Origin of the sequence: Pseudomonas sp. UME65 (assembly GCF_014170225.1) — a bacterium.
GTDB lineage: Bacteria > Pseudomonadota > Gammaproteobacteria > Pseudomonadales > Pseudomonadaceae > Aquipseudomonas > Aquipseudomonas protegens.
This window is the reverse complement of sequence record NZ_LZZQ01000005.1, coordinates 673983-698394: the sequence shown is the minus strand read 5'-3', so window position 1 is coordinate 698394 and position 24412 is coordinate 673983. Positions and strand designations below refer to the sequence as shown.

Sequence of the window (24412 nt, the reverse complement as noted above, 5' to 3'; positions counted from 1 at the left end):
GAGGTGGGTAATGTCGAAATTCGAGTCTCAAGCCATACCGGCATTGGGCAAAGGACGGCGCAAGAGCTTGAGCCTGGACCAATCCAGCCTGGTGACGTTCACGCCGCTGTTCGAGAACAGCTCGATTCCTCTGTTATGTACGCCGAACGTTCCCGGCGTGGGCCTGGCGCAGTGGGCGGGGGAAAACCGCGAGCTGCTCCAGGAAAAGCTCGATCGGCACGCGACGTTGTTGTTCCGCGGTTTCGCGGTGCAGGACATCAACGAATTCAACCAGTGCGTCGATTCGATTTCCGGTGGTGCCCTGGAGTACCTGTTCCGGGCTTCGCCGCGGACCCAGATCACCAAGAAGCTGAATGTCTACAGCTCCACCGACTACCCGGCCGTGGAAAAGATCTTCCCCCACAACGAGCATTCTTATTCCCCGGTGTTTCCGTTGCATCTGTATTTCTACTGCGATGTGCCATCGACCACCGGCGGCGAGACGCCATTCGGCGACACCCGGCATTTGCTGGCACGAATCGATCCGCAAGTGCGCGAGGAATTCCAGCGCAAGCGCGTGCTCTATGTGCGCAACTACGGTGACGGCATGGGGCTGCCCTGGCAGACCGTGTTTCAGACCGAAGACCGCGCCGAGGTCGAGGCCTATTGCGCGAAGATCGGAGTGGCCCCGGAGTGGAAATCCGGCAACCGCTTGCGCACTCGGCAACAGGGCCCGGCCATGGTCCGGCATCCGCGTACGGGGGAGAGCGTGTGGTTCAACCACGCGACTTTCTTCAATGCCCTGACCCTGCCAGAAAGCATCCGCGACAGCCTGCTGGCGGAGTTCGCCCCCGAGGACCTGCCGCAAAACACCTTCTTTGGCGATGGCAGCCCGATCCCCGATGACTACATCACCCATCTGCAACAGCTCTATCGCGAGGTGATGGTGGAGTTTCCCTGGGAGAAGGGCGACGTCGTGATGCTCGACAACATCCTCACCCTGCATGCCCGCAACGAATATTCAGGCCCGCGCAAAATACTCACAGCCATGGCCATCCCGCTGAAAAGCACCGACGTGGCCATTGGTTAAGGACATCAGCATGACCGACTTTTCCCCAGTAGAGACTTTTCAGATTTCGGCCCAGCAGGCCGCGATTCTTTCCCAGCAGCAGTACCTTGGTCGCCCCCTGGCTGCCCAGGCGATCTTGTCTTTCGACACGCCTCCCGCGCGTGCCGAGTTGGAAGCCGCGCTAGGCGAACTGTGTCAGCGCCACGAAATTCTGCGCACTAGCTACCGCCAGATGCCCGGGTTCAAGCAGCCGGTGCAGGACATCGCCGCGCAGGTTCGTATGCGCCTGTCGATGGAGCCGGGGCGTAGCCTGCAACAGGCCCGTGCCGAGGATCGTCTGGCCCTGGCCGAAGTGCCCCTGGTGGCATCGCTGCTGGATCGTCAGTTGCTGATCAGCGTGGCCTTGGCCAGTTGTGATCGGCAGGCTCTGGCATTGCTGGTGACCGAACTGCAGCAGCTCTGTGCGGGGGTGCAGTTGCCACCGTTCGACAGCCTGCAGTACGCCGATTACGCCGCGTGGCAGAGCGAGCTGGGAGAGGAGGCGATCGGGCGCGAGGGCCTGCAGTTCTGGCGCACCCTGTATGCCGAGCAGCAGAAGGGCGTGCGCCTGCCCTTCGAGCGGCGGCTGGACTTTGCAGCGCAGGTGCAGGAATGCCGTCTGGACACCGACCTGGCGCCTGCGTTGCGCCAGGTGGCCAAGGATGCCGAGCTGAGCGTCGAGCAAGCCCTGTTGTTCCTCTGGGCGGGCTTTCTTGCAGGGCTGGGTCAGCAGGACTCGCTGCTGGTGGCTCTGACTGTTGACGGTCGCAGCGACCAGTTGCAACAGACCCTGGGGCATTTCAGTCGACGCCTGCCAGTGGCCGTTGCTCTGCAACCTCAAGCCACCTTGCAGGACAACCTGCAGGCGTTTCGTCATCAGTTGGAACTGAGCCGCTCCTGGCAGGACTGCCTGAACGAGTTGGAGGTGTTCGGCGCCGAGGAGCCACGCCCCCTGGACCTAGGGTGTTCCTACACCGAGGGCGCCGAGGAACAGGACCTGATTCTCGATCAAGCCTACTTCGAGAAGCTGCACCTGCAGGCTCGGGCCGATGCTGACCAGCTGACGCTGCAGTTGAGCTGGCAGCCTCATTTACTGCCTGAAGGTATGCCGGCTGCCTGGCTCGAACAGTTTGCCCAGTGGCTGAAATCGGCCGCCGCGCACAGCGACCTGCCACTCGAGCAACTGCCGCTGGTCGGTCACGATCAGGCTCAGCGCCTGCTGCGCGACTTCGACCGCAGCGCGCAGCTGGTCGCCGCCGATGCACCGCTGCTGCACCAGTTGTTCGAAGAGGCGGCCCGGGCTTTCCCCGAGCGTGTCGCGATTCATGTCGATGGCCAAGAAGTCACTTACGGCGAGCTCGATCGCCAGGCCAATCAGTTGGCCCACAGGCTGCGCCAGCAAGGGGTTGCCAGCGACGCCATCGTCGGGGTCTATGGTGCTCGTTCCATCGAGATCGTGGTGGCCCTGCTGGGCATTCTCAAGGCCGGTGGAGCCTACCTGCCACTGGACCCGGCCTATCCCAGCGAGAGACTGTCCTTCATGCTCGAGGACGCAGAGGTACGTTGCCTGATCACTCTGCAGCCTTTGCACCCGGATATCCTCCTGCCGGCCAATCTGCCTCAGGTCACTCTGAATCGGGAGATGTTGAGCGGTAATATCGACGCGCTGCAGAGCGGCAGCAGTGCCGATAACCTGGCATATGTCATCTACACCTCGGGTTCCACCGGCAAACCCAAGGGTGTGATGGTGTCCCATGCCAATGCCAGCACCTCGACTCTGGCCCGGAGCGCCTTCTACCAGGCGCCCCTGGAGCGTTTCCTGATGCTGTCCTCGTTCTCCTTCGACAGTTCCGTGGCGGGGATTTTCTGGACCTTGAGCCAGGGCGCTACCTTGTACCTGCCTAGCGAAGAGCAGCACAAGGACCCGCAGCAGGTCGCCGAACTCATATGTGCGCAACAGATTTCGCACTTCCTGGCCCTGCCGTCGTTCTACGCGCAGATCCTCGAAGCCCTGCAGCAACCGCAACTGCGCTGCGTAATCGTGGCCGGTGAGGCTTGTCCGGTGGAGCTGGCTCTGCGGCACCGAGAATTGCTGCCCGAGACCTTGCTGGTCAATGAATACGGCCCTTCGGAAAGTGCGGTCTGGTGTTCGGCGTTCGCCGTGGAGCAGCCGCCTGTGGATGAGCGGGTGGCCATCGGTGGTGCTATCGCCGGTACGCGCCTGCGGGTGCTGGATGAAGAGGCCGAACTGGCCGGTATCGGTCGCGAGGGCGAGTTGTTCATCGGTGGTCCGGGCCTGGCCCGTGGCTACCTCAAGCGTCCGGCCCTGACTGCCAGCCGCTTCCTCCCGGACCCGTTCGCCACTACGCCGGGCGCTCGTCTGTATCGTACCGGGGACCGGGTCAGCAGCCTGCCCCAAGGGGAGCTCGATTATCTCGGACGGATAGACTTCCAACTGAAGATCCGCGGCTTCCGCATCGAGCTCGGTGAAATCGAGAGCCTGCTGGGACAAGCCGCCAATGTGCGCGAAGCCGCTGTAGTGGCGCGGGACACGGCCGCCGGCAAACAGTTGGTGGCGTATGTGGTGCTGGCCCGGGCCGACGATCGCGAGGCCCAGGAACAGGCATTGCTGGCCCAACTGCGCGAACAATTGCCCGAGTACATGGTGCCGTCTTTCCTCAGTGTCCTGGAGCGTTTCCCGCTGACCCCCAACGGCAAGCTGGATCGCAATGCCCTCAGTGCCCTGGAGTTGCAAGGCAGCGCCTACGTGGCGCCGCGCAACGAGCTGGAGGCCACCCTGGCCGCCATCTGGCAAGAGGCTCTGCAACTGGAGCGGGTGGGTGTGCATGACAACTTCTTCGCACTGGGCGGCCACTCGCTGCTGGCCACGCGCATTCGCTCCAAGGTTCAGAGCGAGCTCAACCTGTCCTTGCCGCTGCGGGTGTTCTTCGAAGGCGAGACGGTGGAACTGCTGGCCAGGCAGGTCGAGCTGCATCGTGATTCCGGGGTGACAGGGGACAAGGTCGATGCCTTGGAAGCCCTGTTTGCGGAGGCCCAGGAGTGATGAATCCGTTACCTGAGCGCATGCTGGCGCTGTCCAAGCGGTTCGCCGCGTTCAGCCCCCAGGAGCGTAGCGCCTTGCAGCGCAAGATGATCGAGCAGGGGCTGTCCCTGGACCTGTTGCCGATCCCTGGGCGCAGTGAGGCCCAGACGCTGATGTGCGCTTCCTATGCACAGCAGCGCCTGTGGTTTCTCTGGCAGCTGGAGCCGACCTCCAGCGCCTATAACCAATTGGCGGTGCTGCGCTTGCAGGGCGACCTGCAGGATGCTGATCTGCAACGCAGTATCCAGTACCTGATCGATCGCCATGAAGTGCTGCGCAGCACCTTCAGCCTGCACGGTCAGCAAGTGATGCAGGTGATTCATACCCGGCGTGAATTCCTCCTGCAACGCCTGGATTACAGCCACCTTGAGGACGCCGGCCCGCAGGTGTCCGAACAGGTGGCGGAGCAGGGCGAACATCCCTTCGATTTGGAACATGACCTGCTGTTGCGGGCGACCCTGATCAAGCTCGGGCCCCAGGAGCATGTGCTGCTGTTCTGCACCCATCACATCATCAGTGATGCCTGGTCGCTGCCGATCCTGGTGGGCGAGGTGACCAGCGCCTATGAGCACTGGCGCCAATACCAGCGTGCGCCGGAGCTGGCGCCGCTGGCGGTGCAGTACGCCGATTTCGCCGTTTGGCAGCGCCTGTGGCTGGAAGCCGGTGAAGCCGAGCGGCAGTTGCAGTACTGGCGTGAGCGCCTGGGCAGTGAACCCTTGACCCTGGAACTGCCCCTGGACCGGCCGCGGCCGCCCGTGCGCAGTGCCCGGGGCGGACGTCACACCCTGGTCTTCGAGCAGGACCTGGACCGTGGTTTGCGGGAACTGGCCGCGAGTGCCGGCTGCACGCTGTTCATGGTGCTGCTGGCCTCCCTGCAGGTGCTGCTGCAGCGCTACAGCGGTGCCCGCAGCATTCGCGTGGGCACGCCTGTGGCCAACCGCACCCGGGCTGAAGTCGAGGGGCTGATCGGCTTTTTCGTCAACACCCAGGTGTTGCAGGCCGAGATCGACCCGCAGCAGTCATTCAGCGCCTTGCTGGCCCAGGTCAAGACCCGGGTGCTGGAGGCCCAGGCTCATCAGGATTTGCCGTTCGAGCAACTGGTCGATGCGCTGCAGCCTGAGCGCAGCTTGAACCAGAGCCCGTTGTTCCAGGTGCTGTATAACCACTTGGCGGGGGACAACGAAGGGGCGCGGGTGGAGATTCCAGGGCTGCGAATCGAGGCCCTGGCCAGCGATAGCGAATCCGTGCGGTTCGACCTGACCTTCAATACCCATGAAGAAGGCGGGCGTCTGCATGGGGCGCTGGTCTACGCCAGTGACCTGTTCGATCCGCAGACCATCGAGCAGATGGCCCGGCATTGGCACAACCTGTTGCAAGCTGTAGTTCGCGAGCCGCAGCGTCGCCTGGGCGAACTGCCCATGCTGGATGCGGCGGAGCGCGAACAGATATTGGAACACTGGAATGTCGGCACCGCCTTCGAGCGTCCACCCTTGTCGGTACCGGCCTGCGTCGAGGCGCATGCAATGCGCAGCCCGGATGCGCTGGCCGTGGTCTGCGCCGGGCGGCAGCTGACGTATCAACAGCTCAATGCGCAGGCCAATCGTCTGGCCCGTCAGCTGCGTGGGCGCGGAGTGGGGCCGGATGTGCTGGTGGGTATCGCCGCGCATCGTTCGATCGAGATGATCGTGGGCCTGTTGGCTGTGCTCAAGGCTGGCGGCGCCTACGTGCCTCTGGACCCCGAATACCCGCAGGAACGCCTCAACGGCATGATTGAGGACAGCGGCATTACCCAGTTGCTGGCCCAAGAGCAGTTGATCGCGCGTTTTGCCGATCTTCCCGGGCTCTGTGTCGAGCCCCTCGAGGATTCGCCGGTGCGCCAGGCCCTGAGTGCCGACAACCTCGACCCGCTTACGGCCCCCGGGCACCTGGCGTATGTGATCTTCACCTCCGGCTCCACGGGCCGGGCCAAAGGGGTGACCATCAGTCACGGCGCCCTGGCCAACTACGTGGCGGCCATTCACCAGCGCCTGCCGCTGGCGTCGGCCCGTAGCATGGCGCTGGTGTCCACGCCGGCGGCGGACCTTGGGCACACGGTGCTGTTCGGTGCCCTGTGCGGCGGCCAGGCGCTGCACGTGATCAGCGCCGATCTGGCGGTGGACGGTGCGGGCCTGGGCCAGTACCTGCAACAGCAACAGATCGATGTGTTGAAAATTGTCCCTTCGCACCTGGCGGCCCTGCTGGGTGAGGACAATGCTGCGGTGCTGCCTCGTCAATGCCTGGTATTGGGTGGCGAAGCCTGCCCGGTGAGCCTGGTGGAGCGCATCCAGCGCCTGGCGCCGCAGTGCCGGATCGTCAACCACTACGGGCCGACTGAAAGCACCGTGGGCGCCCTGACCCAGGCCGTGGACGGTGACTGGTCCCAGGCCGCGTCGATTCCCATGGGCCGGCCGCTGACCAATGTCCGTGCCTATGTGCTGGACAGCGAAGGCCAGCCGGCGGCCATCGGTAGCCTGGGCGAACTGTATCTGGCCGGTGCCGGGCTGGCCCGTGATTACCATCGGCGCCCTGAGCTGACCGCTGCCAGCTTCATCCCCGATCCTTTCGACCTGCAGGGCGGCGCCCGGCTGTACCGCACTGGCGATCAGGTGCGCTACCGCCGCGACGGCAGCATCGAGTTCTGTGGCCGCATCGATCAGCAGATCAAGATTCGTGGCTTCCGCGTCGAGCCGGGAGAAATCCAGGCCTGCCTGCACAGCCATCCCTGGATTCGCGAGTGTGCGGTACTGGCGCTGGATGGACCCCAGGGCAAGCAACTGGTGGCCTATCTTGTATGTCAGCCTGGGCTCGATCCAGAACACTGCAAGGATGTCCTCAAGCAGCATATGAACGCGCGCCTGTCGGCGCATCAGGTTCCCAGCCATCTGCTGTTGCTGCCGGCGCTCCCTCTCAGCCCCAACGGCAAGCTCGATCGCCAGGCCCTGCCGCGCCCTGAGCAGGGCCCTGCGCAGGACCTCTACCGTGCTCCACAGAACCCAGTGCAGCAGACCCTGGTGGGTATCTGGCAGGAGGTCCTGAACCAGCCGCGGATCGGTATCAACGATAATTTCTTCGAACTGGGTGGTGACTCGATCATTGCCATCCAGATGGTCAGCCGGGCCCGTCAGGCTGGCTTGCAGATTTCCTCCAGGGACGTATTCCGTTGCCAGACCATTCTTGAACTGGCGGCGGTGGCCAAGCAGGGCACGGCCTTGCGCATCGATCAGGGACCGGTGCGTGGCACGATGCCGTTGACGCCGATCCAGCAAGTGTTCTTTGCCAGCGACATTCCCCAGCGCCATCACTGGAATCAGTCGCTGCTGCTGACTCCGCGCGAGCCGCTGCAGGTACCGCTGTTGGAGCTAGCCCTGAACCAGCTGCAGGTGCAGCATGATGCGTTGCGCCTGAGGTATCGGCAGAGCGCCGGCCTCTGGCAGGCCGAACACCAGGATCATCCCGAGCCGGTCAGCCTCTGGCGGCAGCAGGTGGCGGATGCCGAGGCGATTCAGGCACTGGGACAACAAGCCCAGAGCAGCCTCGACCTGGAACAGGGGCCGCTGTTGCGCGCGGTGCTGATGGACCTGGACGATGGCAGCCAGCGTTTGCTGCTGGTCATCCATCACCTGGTGGTGGACGGCGTGTCCTGGCGGATTCTGCTTGAAGACCTGCAAAGCCTCTATCGGCAGTTGGCCGAGGGTGCAGCAGCGGTCCTGCCTTCCAAGACCAGTGCTTTCCAGGATTGGGCCGTGCACCTGCAAGACTGGGCGCAGCGCCTTGGGCACACCGACGAACTGGATTACTGGTGCCGGCAACTGGAGCAGGCGCCTCAGGGCCTGCCCCTGGACTATCCCGCCGGGGCGAACCTGGCGTGCCATGGCATGGCGATCAATGCCCGGCTGCCTCGGGAACTGACCACCCAGTTGTTGCAGGAAGCCCCCAAGGCCTACCGCACACAGATCAACGACTTGTTGCTGGCCGCCCTGGCGCGCGTGATCTGCCGTTGGACCGGGCATTCGCAGATGCTGGTGCAGTTGGAAGGTCACGGACGCGAGGAACTGTTTGCCGATGTCGACCTGTCGCGTTCGGTGGGCTGGTTCACCAGCCTCTATCCGTTGTGCCTGACTCCGGCGCAGCCACTCGCGGATTCGATCAAGGCGGTCAAGGAGGACTTGCGCCGGGTGCCGGCCAATGGCCTGGGTTATGGCGCGTTGCGTTACCTGGGGCAGGACGCGGTCCGCGAACGCTTGCAGGGGCTTGCGCAGCCGCGGATCACCTTCAACTACCTGGGGCAGTTCGACCAGAGCTTCGACTCGCAGTCACTTTTTGCGCCGGCCGCGGAAGCAGCCGGTGACGAACGTCACAGCGAGGCGCCACTGAGTAACTGGTTGACGGTCAACAGTCAGGTCTATGGGGGCGAACTGTCCCTGAGCTGGAGCTTCAGCGATCGGTTGTTCAAGCCGCAGACGGTTCAGCGCCTGGCTGATGATTACCTTCTGGAACTGCAGGCGCTGATCGAGCATTGCACCCTGGACACCTCGGCTGGTGTCTCGCCGTCGGACTTCCCCCTGGCCGGGTTGAACCAGGCTCAGCTGGATGCGCTGCCGGTGCCCCCACGAACCATCGTCGACCTGTACCCCTTGTCGCCGATGCAGCAGGGCATGTTGTTCCACACCCTCTACGAGCAGGCCAGCGACGATTACGTCAATCAGGTCCGGGTGTCGGTCCAGGGCTTGGACGTACAGCGTTTCCGTCGGGCCTGGGAGGATGCCCTGCAGGCCCATGACATTCTGCGCACCTCTTTTCACTGGCAAGCGGAGCTCGAGCAACCGGTGCAGATTGTCCAGCGTCAGTTGGCGCTGCCCTTCCGGGTGCTCGATTGGTCGACCGGGCAGGCCAGCGAGCCGGCTCTTGAAGCGCTGGCCGGCGAAGAGCGCAGCCTGTGCGCGCATTTCGATCGTGCACCGCTGTTGCGCCTGTGCCTGGTGCAGACCACGGCCCAGGACTATCAACTGTTCTACACCAACCACCACATCCTGATGGATGGCTGGAGCAGTTCGCAGTTGATGAGCGAGGTCCTGCAACGCTACGCCGGGGTGGTGCCGCCACAGGCTCCGGGGCGTTATCGCGACTACATCCAGTGGCTGCAACGCCAGGATCTGGAGGCCTGTGAAGGTTTCTGGCGCGAGCAACTGGGGCGTTTGTCGACCCCGACCCGCCTGGCGGGCAGCATCGCCCTGGAAAACCCGGGCGCGGATGCCGGCCATGGCGAGTTCCACCATGATTGGACCCAGCCGTGGACCGAGCGCCTGGTGGCCTTCGCCCGGCAGCAGAAAATCACCGCCAACACTCTGTTGCAGGCGGCCTGGCTCCTGCTGTTGCAGCGCTATACCGGACAGAGCACCGTGGCCTTTGGCGCGACGGTGGCGGGGCGTCCTTCGGAGCTGCCGGGGATCGAGCAGCAGATCGGTCTGTTCATCAATACCTTGCCGGTGATCGCCACCCCCGATGCGCAGATGAGCGTGGCGCAGTGGCTGCAACAGGTTCAGGTGCACAATCTGCAACTGCGCGAATACGAACATACGCCGCTCAACGATATTCAGCGCTGGGCCGGCAGCAGCGGTGACGCGCTGTTCGATACCCTGCTGGTCTTCGACAACTACCCGGTGGCCCAGGCCCTGGAGCAGGAGGAGGCTTCCAGCGTGCGCTTCGGTGCCGTGCAGAGTCGTGAACGCACCAACTATCCATTGTCGGTGGCGGTGGCGCTGGAGCAGCGTCTGAGCATCAGCTACGGCTATGCCCGGGAGGCCTTCAGCGCGGCGGTGATCGAGCGCCTCAACGGCCATCTGCTGCACCTGCTGGCGCAGTTGATTGATAACCCCCAGTTGCAACTGGGCGCCATCGAGCTGCTGACCCCGGCCGAGACGGCGAGCCAATGCGTAGCGCCCGTCGCGCCGGGGATCGAGCCGGCGGTACACGAGAGCATCGGTGCCCTGGCACAACGCTGGCCGGAGCGCCAGGCGGTGCTGTTTGCCGGGCAGCGCTTCACCTACGGTGAACTGGACCAGCGGGCCAACCGCCTGGCCCATGAACTGGTGGCCCGTGGGGTCGGCCAGGAGGTCCGGGTCGGCGTGGCCCTGCCCCGGGGCGAGGGGCTGCTGGTGGCCTTGCTGGCGGTGCTCAAGGCCGGCGGCGCCTTCGTGCCGCTGGACCTGAGCTACCCCGCCGACCGCCTGGCCTACCTCATGGCGGATTCCGGCATGGCCCTGTTGCTCAGTGACAGCGAGTCGTTGCAGCGCCTGCCTTCGGCCGCCGATCTGGCGGTGCTCGATCTGTCACGCCTGGAGGTCGGGCAGCATCCGCTGACCGCGCCTGCGGTGACGGTGGCGCCAGAGAGTCTGGCGTATGTGATCTACACCTCGGGCTCCACCGGGCAACCCAAGGGTGTCACCGTGGCCCATGGTCCGCTGGCGATGCACTGTCGCACCACCGGCGAACGCTATGGCATGACGCCTGATGACTGTGAACTGCATTTCCTCTCGTTTTCCTTCGACGGCGCCCATGAACGCTGGCTGACCGCCTTTGTCTGCGGTGCCAGCCTGCTGCTGCGTGACGACAGCCTGTGGACCCCGGAGCAGACCTGTGAAGCGATTCGCAGCCATGGCGTGACCATGGCCGGCTTCCCGCCGGCGTACCTGCATCAGTTGGCGGAACATGTGCAGCGGGTCGGCAATCCGCCGCCCATGCGCCTCTACAGCTTTGGCGGCGATGCCATGCCTCAGGCCAGCTTCGAGCTGGTCCAGCAGGTGTTGCGCCCTCAGTACATGATCAACGGTTACGGTCCCACCGAAACCGTGGTCACGCCGCTGGTATGGAAAACCGCTGCCGGTGAACCCTGTACGGCTGCTTATGCGCCCATCGGCCATTGCGTCGGCGAGCGCAGTGCCTATGTCCTGGATGCCGATCTCAATCCCTTGCCAGTGGGGGTCGCAGGGGAGCTGTACATCGGCGGCAATGGCTTGGCGCGAGGTTATCTGAAGCGTTTCGCGCAGACCGCCGAGCGCTTTGTTCCCGATCCCTACAGCCCCTTGGGGGGACGTCTGTATCGCACCGGGGATGTGGTGCGCCAGGGCAGTGACGGGGTGTTCGAATACCTGGGGCGTATCGACAACCAGGTGAAGATCCGTGGCTTTCGCATCGAGCTGGGTGAAATCGAAGCGCGGCTGATGGCCCATGAGCAGGTCAGCGAGGCGGTGGTCCTGGCCCAGGACACCGCCCATGGCCGGCGTCTGGTGGCTTATCTGGTGACGGCCGCGACCGCGCGTGAGGACGAGCAAGGCCAGGAAAGGCTGCGTGAAGCCCTGCGCCAGGCTCTGAAAGCCTGCCTGCCCGACTACATGGTGCCGTCCTATTGGCTATTCCTAGAACGCTTGCCGCTGTCGCCCAATGGCAAGCTGGATCGCAAGGCGCTGCCCATGCCGGAAATGGCCCAGGCCAGCCACGCCTATGTGGCACCGCGCAGCGATCTGGAGAAGCGCCTTGCACTCATCTGGCAGGACGTGCTGAAGCTCAAGCAGGTCGGCCTGACCGACAACTTCTTCGAGCTGGGCGGGGACTCGATCATCTCCCTGCAACTGGTCAGTCGTGCTCGTCAGGCCTTGATCCGCTTTACCCCTAAGGATCTCTTCGAGCAACAGACCATCCAGGGGCTGGCTGCGGTGGCGCAGTGTGGGGAACAGGACGACATCGACCAGGGACCGGTGAGCGGCGACATGCCGCTGCTGCCGGTCCAGCGCCTGTTCTTTGCCGAACCGATTCCCCAGCGGCACCATTTCAATCAGTCAGTGCTGCTGATTCCAGCCATGCCATTGAACCCGGCGGCCTTGGAGCAGGGTTTGCGGGCCTTGTTTGGGCATCACGACGCATTGCGCCTGCAGTTTCAGCAGGGAAGCACAGGCTGGAGTGCCAGCCATGGTCCGCTGGATCAGGCCGGGCCCGGCCCGGACCTGTTGTGGCAGGCCGAAGCTGCCAACGCCGCTGAGCTGGAGCAGCTCTGCGAGAAGGTCCAGTGCAGTCTTGATCTGCAGCGCGGGCCTTTGTTGCGGGCGCTGCTGGTGACCCTGGCAGACTCTACCCAGCGCTTGTTGCTGGTAGCTCACCACCTGGTGGTGGATGGCGTGTCCTGGCGCCTGTTGTTCGAGGACCTGCAAAGTGCCTACACCCAGGCGTTGGCCGGGCAAGCTGTGCAGCTGCCCGCCAAGAGCAGTTCTTATCAGGCCTGGGGGCGACGCCTGCAAGCGTATGCCCGTGGGCCCGAGGCACGGGCCGAACTGGCCTACTGGCGCGCGCAGCTGGAAGGCGCACAGGCATCGTTACCTGGGGTTGAACCTGGCACCCAGGCCTTGAGCCGCGACGCTGGCAGTGTGCAGGTCCAGCTCGATGCCGCGACCACCCAACGCTTGCTGCAACGGGCTCCGGCCGCCTACCGGACCCAGGTCAACGACCTGTTGCTGGCGGCCCTGGCCCAGGTCATGGGGCAGTGGACCGGACAGTCCTCGACCCTGATCCAGCTGGAAGGCCACGGGCGTGAGCAGCTCTTCGAGGATCTGGACCTGAGCCGCACCGTGGGCTGGTTCACCTCGGTGTTCCCGGTGCGCCTGAGCGCCGCGGACAGCGCCGAGTCTTCGATCAAGCGGATCAAGGAACAGCTGCGGGCGATTCCCAACAAGGGGATCGGCTACGGTGCCCTGCGTTACCTGGGCGACACCGCCAGTCGCGAGGCGTTGCAGGGGCTCGCCCAACCTCGGATCACCTTCAACTACCTGGGCCAGTTCGATGGCAGTTTCGACGATCCCCAGGCGCTGTTCATTCCAGCGCCAGAGGCCCATGGCGCGGATGCCAGTCTCGATGCGCCCCTGGGCAACTGGCTGTCCATCAGCGGTAAGGTCTACGAGGGGCAGTTGCGCCTGGACTGGAGCTTCAGCCGGCGCATGTTCGACAGTGCGCAGATCGAGTCGCTGGCCCGGGACTATGTCCAGGCGCTGCAGGCCCTGGTGGAGCATTGCTGCCAGGCCCGCGGCGGCGTCACGCCATCGGACTTCCCGCTGGCGCGGCTGACCCAGGAACAGCTCGACGCCCTGACGCTGGTGCCGGCGCAGATCGAGGACATCTACCCATTGGCGCCGATGCAGCAGGCCTTGTTGCAGCATGAGTTGCACGACCATGAGGCGGGGGATTTCGTCAACCAGATGTGCATGGACGTGCAAGGTGTCGACCCGCAGCGACTACGTCAGGCTTGGCAGCAGGCCATGGATACCCATGAAATCCTGCGCAGCCGTTTTGTCTGGGGCGGGTCCCTGGCGCAGCCGCTGCAGGTGGTTCACAAGCAGGTCGAGGTGCCGTTCCAGGTGCTAGACGGCATGGCGATGAGCAGTGATGAGCTGGAGCGTCTGGCCCTGGCCGAACGACTCAAGGGCTTCGACCTGGCCCAGGCGCCGATGCTGCGCCTGCAAGCGATCCAGCTGGGCGAGGGACGCTACCGGCTGATCTGTACCAACCATCACATCCTGTTGGATGGCTGGAGCGGCTTCCAGTTGTTCAATGATGTGCTGGCGGCCTACACCGGGCAGGCCATAAGTCACCGGCCGGGTGGCTACCATGACTACATTGCCTGGCTGCAGGCCCGTGACCAGCAGGCGGACGAGCGCTTCTGGCGTGAACAGCTCGCCCCCCTGAAGGTGCCGAGCTTGCTCAGTGATTGCGCGATTGCCCAGGGGGACCCACAGCGGGGCGGACATCGTCAGCACTACTTCCACTTCGACGAGGCACAGACCGAGCAACTGACCCGTTTCGCCCGGCAACAGAAGGTTACCGCCAATACTCTGGTGCAGGCCGCCTGGCTGTTGCTCCTGCATGTGCATTGCGGTCAGTCCACGGTGGCCTGCGGCGCGACCATCGCCGGGCGCCCGCCCCAGCTCAAGGGCATCGAGCAGCAATTGGGCCTGTACATCAACGACGTGCCGCTGGTGGCCAGTATCGAGTCAGAGCAGAGCGTGGGTGACTGGCTGCAGGCACTGCAAGGGCGCAACTTGCTGATGCGTGAGCATGGCTACAGTGCCTTGAGTGATATCGAGCGCTGGGCCGGGTTGCCGGGTGGGGAGTTGAGCGACACGGTGATCGTGTTCGAGAACTATCCGGTCAGTGCGGCGTCGGCGGGTGGGGATGTCGGTGATTTGCGCCTGGAGAGCATGCACAGTTTCGAGCAGACCAGCTCGGCTCTGACCTTGTATGTCGAGCTCAAGGGGCAGTTGCAGTTCCACTATGACCATCGTCTTGCTGCCTTTAGCGAGGCGGCGGTGCAGGGGGTGAACCTGCAACTGGTGCAGTTGCTTGGGGTGTTGGCAGAGGGTTCGCCGGCGCGCTCGCTGGCGCAGGTGTTGGCGCAGCTGGGTGGGACTCGGTCTCAGCGGGAGGTGCGGGTGGGGGCTTAGGCTCAGGAGACTGGAATGAAGGGCGGGAGGGCAGGTGACTGTTCTTTCGCTTTTAAAAAGTGCATCGCGGAGCTGGAGGCGTGCCGCAGCCGTGGGCGGTCGAGGTCGAAACTGAGGGCTACACGTACCGCGAGGATGTGGAGGAAAACCGGGTTATGTTCGAGTTTGATGGCAAGCCTGAACAGAATGTTCGTGATCTGCTCAAGCGCAACGCTTTCAACTGGTCGCCTAGTCGGAACGCATGGGTGCGCCAATTGACGAACTCCGGAATTTACGCAGGCGAAATGGTATGCCAGGGTTGGCCAAGCTCAGGGCCAATTAAAGAGCTATAGCCAGGGCGCGTCCCTACACTGTGCTGCGGGTCGGGCTTTCGTGCGGCGCATTGAGCCGCCCCGTCTCCACCCATTGGGTTTCGATCCCTAATGGCCTCGGCCTGACGGTCTATGAGCTCTACATATTTCCAGAGCAACAGCGAGTATTCGTGCCGTTTTTCAACCGGCGCTTGCAGCGCTGTAATTAGAGGCCGGTGAAACTCCGGCCCAGGTAATCATTCCCGGTTTCGGTTCGCAGCAACCAAGCTTCTAAGGGGAACTTGCCCCAATGAACTACTTTAAGTGGGAAGGCAAAGTGGTCGAGTCGGTAACCGAGGCTCTGCAAGTCAGTTATTTAGATGCATTTGGTATCATTGAAGTGCAGCCGTTCTACGTGCAGCAATCGTGGTGCAAAGGCATGGATACACAGCGGTCGGCTACAAAAAAACCTGCAGTAGCTCAGGGTGATTAATGGGGATGTCTTGGGTGCTAGATATCAGCGATAGGTGAAGTCATAACTGACTAAACAATACCGGCCTAAGCCGGTGTTGTTATGTCGCCATTTTTTATGGCATGGTGGCTTCAATTTCGAAATTGATAATGTTGATCTTTTCGTCAACTTTATAGTATCCAATACTGCTGTAGTTGAATACTGTATCGGTAGTCTTCAGCTTGACTTTTCCAGGAAGGACTTCTTGAATGGCGCCTGAGCTTTTTGTGGTTAGAAACGGGTGCGAGTCTTTTGCTTTAACTAATGCTGTACTATCATCAATTTGTACGTTCATGAGGTAGTAGTTATAGGTTAGCGGTACGGTCGCCCCTCCATTGTCAGAAAGTATCTCGTATATTGCCCCTCGCTCTCCTATTAATGTAGTGGATACAAGCTTTGTTGGCTCCGGAGAGTTTTGAGTAGAGCCGTATATATACAGGGCTTGCCCAAGGCAAATAATAATCAGTACTCCTACCAGCCACTTAGTAGCCTTTTGATTTTGCATACTCAATCCCAGCTTTGATCCATTCTTGATCCATCGGGTCATCGCCATAAGGCGCGCTTTCCCACCATTTTCCAAACTCTTCGCTGGAAGTACCAGCTACTGATTGCGCAGCTCCCGCTGCCCTCAGCAGTATTTCTGTGGAGATACCAGCAGCCTCTCCAGTGGCACCATAATTGAAATTTCCAAACTCTTGGTATTGACTGCCACGTTGTTTGTAGTCCCAGTCTCCTTTATTTTTTACCTTCGTATAAAACCAACCTAAAAGAAATGCATTGGCTCCATTGAAGAACTTATACCGTTCTTTAGCCTCCTTGAGGTTTTCGTCTATTAGAACGCCGACCGGAGCTGGAGGGACGGTTGTAATCTTAGCCTTCTCTTTAATTGCCTCGGCCAATTTCTTTTCAAGTGCTTCAATGGCTAAGGAGTGAAGCTCAATGTTGAGATCTGCTGTGAGGCCATCAATCATCTGGTCTAGGATCTCTTTAAAAGCATCGTCATCGCTGCGAGTTGCTAGATCGATTTCATTCATTATTTCTTCGATAGAGATTGAGGTGTATTTTCTCGGCGGTAGCGTGGATAAGATATATTGATTGTCTTCTAGAGCTTCTTGTCTTTTTTTGATGAGTTTGTTGATTGTAGCTATCGATTTGTCAAATGAATTCTCATTGCCTGGGATGGGGGTGCCGCCCTCTGCAGCGATCTCAGATCTAACTTTGTCTTCAATGCCTTCTTTGTTTTCTCTCGCACTAAATTTTATATCGTAAAATGCTTCTGTGAGTTGAAGTGGAACAATTTTCCAAACGTTGAGAGAAAGATCTTTATAGCTGTCCATGCTTGGCCATCCTTCCGACTCATCACGTAATCTGTCCGCTAGGTCGATTCCTGTAGTCGAGGTCCTTCCTCGGCGTAAGCCTTCACCATAACCACCACCGCCGCCAACTCCATAGTTTTGTTGCCTATCTGGATGAATCGTGAACTCTAGTTCGAAAGCTGACCCTGACATATATACATACCTGCGCCGCTAACTGCCTCATGCTAAATCACATGGCTCGTTGGCATTAATTTGTTCCAGAGACATCCCTACAGGGCGCTCCGAAGTTATGTGCTGCAGCGCCTTTACTCATTTCGAGCTGGATGCGCTACCAAGGCACAAAATAACTGTACGTATAGCCAGTGCTTTGCGCAATAAAACATGCACTTGTGCATAATTTTATTGCTACTGATTCTCATTTATTTTCAGGAAACGGAGGGGCAAAGTGAAGAGGCATCTGACCCTAAGCTGGGAAGCCTTCCCGGGCGGACTGCTTGTTACAGGTGGCCGGCCGCAAGTGCTCTTCACGCGGGGCACCTGTTTCACAACGTGAGGATCTCCATTCGCCAAAAGCCGTAACCATTCACCCCCTTGCATAATTTTCCGTGAACACCACGGCACGCGGGCCTGTAAGCTATTCAGGAGGTCCGCTGCCAACTCTTCTCAGGATCGTTCGCGATTCGTCACCAATCCTGGTAGAGAGCCCCATGACTGCATCCGTCCCCTGAGCAACATCCCTTCGCCCTGGACAATTCAAACACCTGATCCGCGTAGTATCCGTGACTGGCCGTCTACCAGAGCGCGACGTAATCCTGTTGTGGCTCACACACACACTACTGGCGTTCGCGCTCCTCGAGCTGGCTTGCCAGCGAAGGCGTCAGCCCAGACGCTGCATGGCTTGCGGGCCTCTTCGCCGGCAAGCCGGCTCCTACGAAAATCCAATACCAATGCGTATGCCGAAGACCGAGGGCGAAACATCAGGTCGATGCTGGCGCTGCGGACAAAAAAATCCCCGCCCCGGTGACCGGAGCAGGGAGGGGTTCAACTGGGGCGAATCAGAAGCTGTATTTGACGTTGAACATGACGTTGCGCGGGTCACCGTAGTAGATCGAATTGTAGGTGCCGATACCGCTGTAATAGGTCCGGTCGAAGACGTTGTTCAGGTTGACCGTGGCCTTGAGGTTCTGGTTGAAGTCATAGCTGCTCATCAGGCCCACAACCGCGTAGCTTGAGCGGGTGAACTTGTGGCTGGGCAGCGGATTGTAGGCGGCATCGGTGAAGGTGTCGTCGACGAACGAGGTCGCGCTCTGCCATTGCATGTTGCCGCCCACGGTGACCTTGTTCAGCTCGGCAGGCAGGCGATAGGTGGTGGCGACTTTGAACAGATGCTGTGGCTGGGTGGTCGCCACACGCTTGTTCTTGGCGTCGTAGGACTCCTGATAAACGTAGCCGGCGTTGACGTTCCAGTCCGGCAGCACTTCACCTGCCATTTCCAGTTCAACGCCATTGGTGGTAGCGCCCTTGATCGCACGCATGGCCTCGAAGCCGTCGACACCTATGACGCCACTGCTCTCGGCAAGGTTGTCCTGCTTGAGTTGGAACAATGCCATGCTGGCGTTCAGGCGACGGTCGAAGTATTCACCCTTGATCCCCACCTCGTAGCTCTGCCCGGTCAGCGGGTCCAGGGGCTTGCCGTCTGCTCCCAGGTTGTAGGGCTGCGGCTTGAAAATGTCGGTGTAGCTGGCATAGACCGTGTGGTGGTCGTCCAGGTCATAGGTGACGCCGGCATAGGGAATGACTTCCCCGGAATTGGTGGTGGAGATTCGTGGCAGTTGGCGAAGGGCGTTGACCCGATCGATCTGCCAGTCGTAGTCGTTGACCCGGGCGCCGAGAATGAAGTTGAGGGCATCGGTGGGCTTGAGAATGACCGCCGCGTAGGAAACCTTCTGTGTGCTTTTCACGTCGAAGGTCGACCACCAGGCCCAGTCGGTTGGATAGGGTTCGCTGTTATCCCAGTTCAGTACGTTGTCAATGGTACTGGAGCTGGTGCCATCGGTACGTTTGGACATGGTGGTGGCATGGGAGTAGTTGTAGCCGAACACCAGTTCGTGGGTCCTGCCAAACAGCGCGAACGGACCCTTGGCATAGGCATCGAAGGACTTCTCGTCGCTGTTGGAGTCGAAGTTGGTCACGCCGCCCGGAGGCAGGTAGCCATAGTCCTGGCTGTTGTCTAGGTTGACGTGCTCGCTGGACATGCCGGCGATGATTTCCCGCGAGGTGTATTTGCGCGCATTGACCGTCGCCTTGAAGGTCCAGTCATTGTCGAACTGGTGATCGAGGCCGACAAAGGCGTGCTGGGTTTCCTGGTTGCGGTAGGCGTACTTGTCAGCCGGGTTGGTGGAACGGGAAAACTTGATCCGATTCCCGTTCTTGTAAAACACCGGCAAGCTGGTGTTGGTCGTGGCGTCGTTGTTGTTCTTCTGGTAGTCGTAGCCGACGCTGAGGGTGGTGGAATCGCTCAGGTCGCCTTCGAGAATGCCGTAGAAGACGTTCTGCTCACCTTTCTGATAGTCGATGAAACTGTTGCGCTTGCCGGTCCCGGCCACCATCCGCCCGCGTATCGCACCACCTTCTACCAGGGGGCCGGAGACATCCACTTCGCTGGTATAGCGGTCCCAGGAGCCAGCGCCTGCGGCGATGTGGCCCTGGAATTCCCGGGTTGGGCGCTTGCGCACCATGTTGATCACCCCGGACGGATAACCGATGCCGTTGACCAGGCCGGTGGCACCCTTGAGCACTTCGATGCGGTCGTAGATCAGGGTATTGCCGATGCTGTAGTTGTCGCGGATGTTGCCGCCGTCGGTGCCCAGGCTGGGAATGCCGTCGTACTGGAAGTTCTGGATTTCAAAGCCCCGCGAGTAATACACGTAGCCTTCGGAACTCTCGCGGTTAACCGTGATACCGGGGGTCTGTTGCATGACTTGCGCCAGTTCGGTCAGCCCTTGATCATCCATTTGCTGGCGGGTGATGACGCTCACCGACTGTGGCGTTTCGCGCAGCGAAAGGTCCAGACGAGTGGCCGAATTGCTTTGCCCTGTGGTGTAGGAACCGGTCCCCTCGGTGGTGCTCCCCAGCCCTTGAGTGGAAATGTTCGTGGTCCCCAACTGCACGGACCCGCCGCTTTGCCCCAGGGTCACTGTGTTGCCTTGCCGCTGGTAGGTCACCCCGGTTCCCTGTAGCAGCTGTGTCAGGGCCTGGTCGGGTTGCAACGAGCCCTTGATTGCCGTGCTGCGCTTGCCCTGAACGCTGTCCTGGTTGTAGAGCACCTGCAGGTCGGCTTGCTGGCCGAACGTCTGCAGGGCGTTACCCAGGGACTGTGCAGGAATATCGAAGTTGGCTTGCTGGGCTTGTACCTGGGCGGCACAAGGCAGCGCCAGTACGGCCCCAAGCAGATACGACCGCAAGTTCGGCCGCAGCGCATGACGCATGAGCAGGGCTTTTTTAAGGGGGGTGAGTCCAAGAGGTGCTGGCATGTTCATTTGCTCTTATTAAAGCGGCAATGGGAATTCATTTTAAATGTGAATGTTTCTCAAACTTACTATGAGACGTTCGACTTCCCGAAAACCGGAAAGCCGATACGTAAAAAATCAGGCGGGTTCGAGTTCGCAACTGACCTTGCCTGCCTCCATTCGAACCAACTGGTCGGCAATGTCGAAATAGCGATCGTCGTGGGAGATAACGATGATGGTCTTGCCCATGCGCTTGAGATCCGGCAGCAGCTCGGTGTAGAAAATGCGCCGGAAGGTCGGGTCCTGGTCAGCAGCCCATTCGTCGAACACCAGCACCGGGCGCTCCTCGATCCAGGCGTTGACCAGTGCCAGTCGCTTGCGTTGCCCGGTGGACAGGTCGGTGGTGGTGAAAGCCCCGTCGCGGATGCTCACCTTGTGCCCGATCTCCAGGCGCCGCAGATACTGCTCGGCATCTTCGGGCAGTTGTTCGCCACCCTGGACTAGGTCATCGAACAGGTAGTAGTCGGCAAAGATGGTGGTGAACAGTTGTCGATAGTCGTCGCGAGTCTCGGCGGTGACCGCGCCGCCGTTAAGCCGGATCTCGCCTTCCTGGGGTCGGTACAGGCCCAGCAGCAGCTTGATCAGAGTGGTCTTGCCGCAGCCGTTTTCGCCGACGATGAACACGATGTCGCCCTGGTTGATCCGCAGGTTCACCGGGCCCAGGGCAAAGGGCGCACTGCCTTCCACGGCAGGAAAGGCATAGCGCACATCGTGCAGTTCCAGGCTGTGCACCACCTGGGGCTGGGTCGCGGTTTCACTGAGCAGCAGGTGCGGTTCGGGCGAGGAGAAGCGCTCCGACAGCTCGGCGATGCGGCGGAAGGCCACCTGTGCCCGGCTGACGATCGGCAGGTTGCCGATCAGCAATTCCAGGGGGCCCTTCATGTACAGCAGCACCAGGACGAAACCGCTCATCACCGCGCGGTCGTTGTTGGGCCAGAAGGACTGCAGGGCCAGGGCCAGGCCGATGACCACGAAAAAAAGCATGGAGCCGAAGGTCTTGGCGACAATGAAAATGTTCACCGACTCGATCTGTTTGTTGCAGATGTGCTCGGCGCTGTGCTTGATCCTCTGGTTGAACATGCGGTTGCGTCGCGGCCGGTGGATGCGCAGCTCCTTGGCGCCGTCGGCAATGGCGTTGTAGTGCTTTTGCAGGTTGTCCTCTTCATCCCGGGCGTCCATGAACCCCTTGATGCCCTTGGTCTGCGCGACAAACTGCACGCTGCAGCCAATCACGATGGCCACCAGCATCAGCAGGAACATCGGCCATGAGAGTAAGGCCAGGTAACCCAGGCAGCCCAGGGTCACGGTCAGGGAAATGGCCAGTGGCGCGAAGGCGAAGGCGAAGTCGCTGATGGTGTCGATGTCGTGGGTCAGTACCGGGATCAGGCGATGGCTGCGATAGCGTTCGATCTGCTCGATGGGCGCGCTCAGGACTTTCTCCCCCAGGTCTTTGCGCAGCTTGCTGATGATGTGCTGGCCGACGTAGTTGCTGCCGATGTCCGACAGAATCGAACACAGCAGCGCCAGCAGGCACAGCCCGGCGAAGGTCAGGACCACGCCGCGGCTGAGGCCGTCGGCGCCGTTCAGGGCCTGATTGATGGTCGCCAGCAGGACAGTGATGCTCAGGCCACCGATGATGCCCAGCACGATCGAGAGGGCCACTGTGGGCCAGAAAGGTTTGAGCAGGCCCAGCAGGTCACGGATGGCGCTGCGGCTACGCGGAGGGCTGTTCATGATGACTCCTGGTTCAAGCACGGATAAGTGCGTGTGAGAGGCGGTTGGCGTTGGTGGTGCATGGGGGGCGGGGTGCAGCCGTCGGGTTCATCTGGTGCGCTTCCTCTGGAATAGATCGAAATACGGGCAATGGTCCGGGGTGCACAGCGCTGCGCGGCGTGCAGTGCTAATTGCTTCAGTGCCAGGCTTGAGGAGGCTGTCGCGCTCGGGGCGGGGCTTGACTCAAGACCGTTGCAGAGAAGACGAAGTGGCGCTGGGGGGATTTAGCGCAGGCCATGCGTTGGGCCATGCGCCGGTCGCTGCAGGGTGGCTGCAGCGACCGTGCGATCAGGTCAAAGTGGCCGATCGAAGAAGAACTCGCGCTCCAGGCGCAGCAGCGCAGCCTTCTTGTGGGCCAGCTGGATGTCCTTCAAGTGACCGAAGCCCTGGGACTTGAGGAAGTCGATCTGCCGGTCATGGTCGATGCGCGGTTCGCCGAGGATGCGCTGGGTGCGTGGGTCATCCAGGAACATGTAGTGCATCAGCGAATTGAACCAGCCCTTGAGCTTGCCGATGCCCTGGTGCTTGTTCTCGCCCACCACCACGTGCCAGCCGCGGTCGTGGTCCTGCACGTCGTAGTAAGGGGCGATGCGGTCTTCCTTGCACCAGTAGACTTCGAAGTAGGCGAAAGGCTCGTCGTCGTAGCAGCCGATCAGCGGGTGGACGCGTGGGTCTGCCAGCATGTCTTGCAAGTAGGCGGCATGCTCGTCGAGGCTTCCCGCTTGCTCCCAGAAGAACGCCACCTGCTCCAGGTTCATCCAGCGGTTGAAGGCTTGCAGGTCACGATCCGGGTCGATGGTGCGCAGGCTGAATTCGGTGTTCAGCCCCGGCAATCGGCGGCGGTACACCTCGCCCTGAGGTAGCGGCGGGCGTTGTGGGTGACGTTTCTCGCCGCTGAACTGGTAGAAGGGCGCGGTGTGAGCGCTGGCCGGAGCACTGAGCCAGGGCAGCGGGTGCTGCCAGAAGGTGCTGCGCCGGCACTGCAGTTCCACTTGATGGGCGTCGGCGGCGAGCAAGGTGTCAAAGACCCCCTGGCGGATGGCCGACACGGCAAAGTCGCGGCTGGCACGCAGGCGAACCCGCACCTGAGCGGACTTTTTCTTGTAGCAGAAATGCCCGCCGAGCAGGGCCAGCAGCGCGCTGGCCGGATAGTTGGGCGCAATCTCGCCGCTGATCTCGATCAGTTCGCCATCGCTGCGAAAGGTCAGTGCCGCGAAGCCCTCGGTGTGCAGGCTGCCCTGATTCTCTTCGGCGTCATGCACACTGGCGGTGGAACCGTCGCTCAGCGACAGGGTGAACAAAGCTGCTTTCATTGTGTGTCTCCGTCAGTCGATGAGGGGAAGGGTCAAAGGTCGCGGGCAACCCGGAACCCCAGCCAGTCACCACGATCGGTGGGGTAGATGTTGTTGCGGTTGCCTGAGCGGGAAAAAATCGGCGCTTCGGTCCAATCGTTGCCGCGCATCTGCAGGACGCTGCAGTTGGGCTCGGTCCAGGCGCTGCCGTCGGTGGGGGCGCCGACATAGTTCTCATGCCAGCAGTCGGGGGTGAACTCGTAGACATTGCCGTGCATGTCGTAGACGCCGAAGGCGTTGGGGGGGAAGGAACCGGCTGGCGAGGTGAAGCTGAAGCCGTCTTCCGGGCCGTAGGTGTTGGCGTGCTTGGCGATGCTGTACTCCTTGCCCTCGTCGAAAGGGAAGGGGAAGGGACCGGTGCTGCCGGCGCGGGCCGCAAATTCGCGCATGGCTTCGCTGACGATGAAGTAATGCTGGCCGGTGCGCTTGGACAGCCAGGCGGTGTAGGCCTGGGCTTCGTTGAAGTCCATGCACACCGCCGGTTGGCGCGGGCCGACTTCGTAGCGGGGTTTGCCGGCCTTGCATTCACGGCCGGGGCGCGTGTCGCCGTCGGGCATGCGGTAGCCGGTTTCCCGCAGGTAGGTCGCCCATTCGCCGGCCAGGACCTGGAAACGCCCGATGGCGAAAGGTTTGGCGAAGGTCACTTCATGCATCGGACCCTCATCCTCCTGGCGGCCGACCTCGTCAGCGGGGGTGCCCATGGTGAAGGTGCCAGCGGGCAGCACCACCATTTCCGGGCAGTCCTTGCAGTCCTTGAACACCTTGCCCGGCTGGGGCGAGGCGGCGGCCTGGGCGGCGGTCGGCAGGAACAGGCTCAGCAGCAGGGCCAGCGAGAGGCTGGCCAGGGCCGGGCGGTGGGCGGTACTCAGTGAATGCTGTTTCATCATG

Annotated in this window: 10 protein-coding genes; 4 read left to right on the top strand and 6 right to left on the bottom strand. The window is 61.5% G+C overall.

From position 1 onward, the window contains the following. Window positions 1-10 precede the first annotated feature (10 nt). The 4 genes from A9971_RS06650 (at window position 11) to A9971_RS06635 (ending at window position 15496) form a co-directional block, all read left to right on the top strand. Window positions 11-1069, top strand: coding sequence for a TauD/TfdA family dioxygenase (locus A9971_RS06650; RefSeq protein ID WP_183001509.1), 1059 nt, complete (start codon window positions 11-13; stop codon window positions 1067-1069). A 10-nt stretch (window positions 1070-1079) separates the two neighbouring features. After that, window positions 1080-4151, top strand: a complete 3072-nt coding sequence (locus A9971_RS06645) for a non-ribosomal peptide synthetase (RefSeq protein ID WP_183001508.1) — start codon at window positions 1080-1082, stop codon at window positions 4149-4151. Further along, window positions 4151-14713 (top strand): non-ribosomal peptide synthetase, encoded by a 10563-nt coding sequence (locus A9971_RS06640; RefSeq protein WP_183001507.1) that lies wholly within the window; start codon window positions 4151-4153, stop codon window positions 14711-14713. The genes A9971_RS06645 and A9971_RS06640 overlap by 1 nt, the downstream gene beginning before the upstream one ends. Window positions 14714-15313: 600 nt before the next feature. Then, window positions 15314-15496, top strand: coding sequence for a hypothetical protein (locus A9971_RS06635; RefSeq protein ID WP_081007157.1), 183 nt, complete (start codon window positions 15314-15316; stop codon window positions 15494-15496). A gap of 94 nt (window positions 15497-15590) precedes the next feature. On the opposite strand, the gene A9971_RS06630 is transcribed toward A9971_RS06635, so the two are convergent. The 6 genes from A9971_RS06630 to A9971_RS06605 all read right to left on the bottom strand — a co-directional run bounded on the left by A9971_RS06630 (window position 15591) and on the right by A9971_RS06605 (window position 24408). Then, window positions 15591-16019, bottom strand: coding sequence for a hypothetical protein (locus A9971_RS06630; protein ID WP_183001506.1), 429 nt, complete (start codon window positions 16017-16019; stop codon window positions 15591-15593). Then, window positions 15997-16851 carry a polymorphic toxin type 44 domain-containing protein gene (locus A9971_RS32855; RefSeq protein ID WP_259652368.1) on the bottom strand — a complete coding sequence of 285 codons (855 nt, stop codon included), beginning with the start codon at window positions 16849-16851 and terminating at the stop codon, window positions 15997-15999. Before A9971_RS32855 ends, A9971_RS06630 begins: the two co-directional genes overlap by 23 nt. Window positions 16852-17885: 1034 nt before the next feature. After that, the gene (locus tag A9971_RS06620; RefSeq protein WP_183001505.1) at window positions 17886-20318 is read right to left on the bottom strand and encodes a TonB-dependent siderophore receptor; all 2433 of its coding nucleotides are present in this window, start codon (window positions 20316-20318) and stop codon (window positions 17886-17888) included. A 159-nt stretch (window positions 20319-20477) separates the two neighbouring features. Beyond that, on the bottom strand, window positions 20478-22133 hold the full coding sequence (locus tag A9971_RS06615; protein WP_053152879.1) for a cyclic peptide export ABC transporter: 1656 nt from the start codon (window positions 22131-22133) through the stop codon (window positions 20478-20480). 332 nt (window positions 22134-22465) lie between these two features. Further along, window positions 22466-23485: a GNAT family N-acetyltransferase gene (locus A9971_RS06610; RefSeq protein WP_183001504.1), complete on the bottom strand. Its 1020-nt coding sequence runs from the start codon at window positions 23483-23485 to the stop codon at window positions 22466-22468. A 32-nt stretch (window positions 23486-23517) separates the two neighbouring features. Then, complete coding sequence (locus A9971_RS06605; protein ID WP_053152873.1) at window positions 23518-24408, bottom strand: formylglycine-generating enzyme family protein; 891 nt, start codon at window positions 24406-24408, stop codon at window positions 23518-23520. Window positions 24409-24412: the final 4 nt, after the last annotated feature.

Excerpts from the sequence above, each read along its gene's own strand:
- A9971_RS06645 (WP_183001508.1), top strand. The coding sequence starts at position 1,080 with ATGACCGACTTTTCCCCAGTAGAGACTTTTCAGATTTCGGCCCAGCAG.
- A9971_RS06620 (WP_183001505.1), bottom strand. The coding sequence starts at position 20,318 with ATGCGTCATGCGCTGCGGCCGAACTTGCGGTCGTATCTGCTTGGGGCC.
- A9971_RS06610 (WP_183001504.1), bottom strand. The coding sequence starts at position 23,485 with ATGAAAGCAGCTTTGTTCACCCTGTCGCTGAGCGACGGTTCCACCGCC.
- A9971_RS06615 (WP_053152879.1), bottom strand. The coding sequence starts at position 22,133 with ATGAACAGCCCTCCGCGTAGCCGCAGCGCCATCCGTGACCTGCTGGGC.
- A9971_RS06605 (WP_053152873.1), bottom strand. The coding sequence starts at position 24,408 with ATGAAACAGCATTCACTGAGTACCGCCCACCGCCCGGCCCTGGCCAGC.
- A9971_RS06650 (WP_183001509.1), top strand. The coding sequence starts at position 11 with ATGTCGAAATTCGAGTCTCAAGCCATACCGGCATTGGGCAAAGGACGG.
- A9971_RS06640 (WP_183001507.1), top strand. The coding sequence starts at position 4,151 with ATGAATCCGTTACCTGAGCGCATGCTGGCGCTGTCCAAGCGGTTCGCC.
- A9971_RS06630 (WP_183001506.1), bottom strand. The coding sequence starts at position 16,019 with ATGCAAAATCAAAAGGCTACTAAGTGGCTGGTAGGAGTACTGATTATT.
- A9971_RS06635 (WP_081007157.1), top strand. The coding sequence starts at position 15,314 with ATGAACTACTTTAAGTGGGAAGGCAAAGTGGTCGAGTCGGTAACCGAG.
- A9971_RS32855 (WP_259652368.1), bottom strand. The coding sequence starts at position 16,851 with ATGGACAGCTATAAAGATCTTTCTCTCAACGTTTGGAAAATTGTTCCA.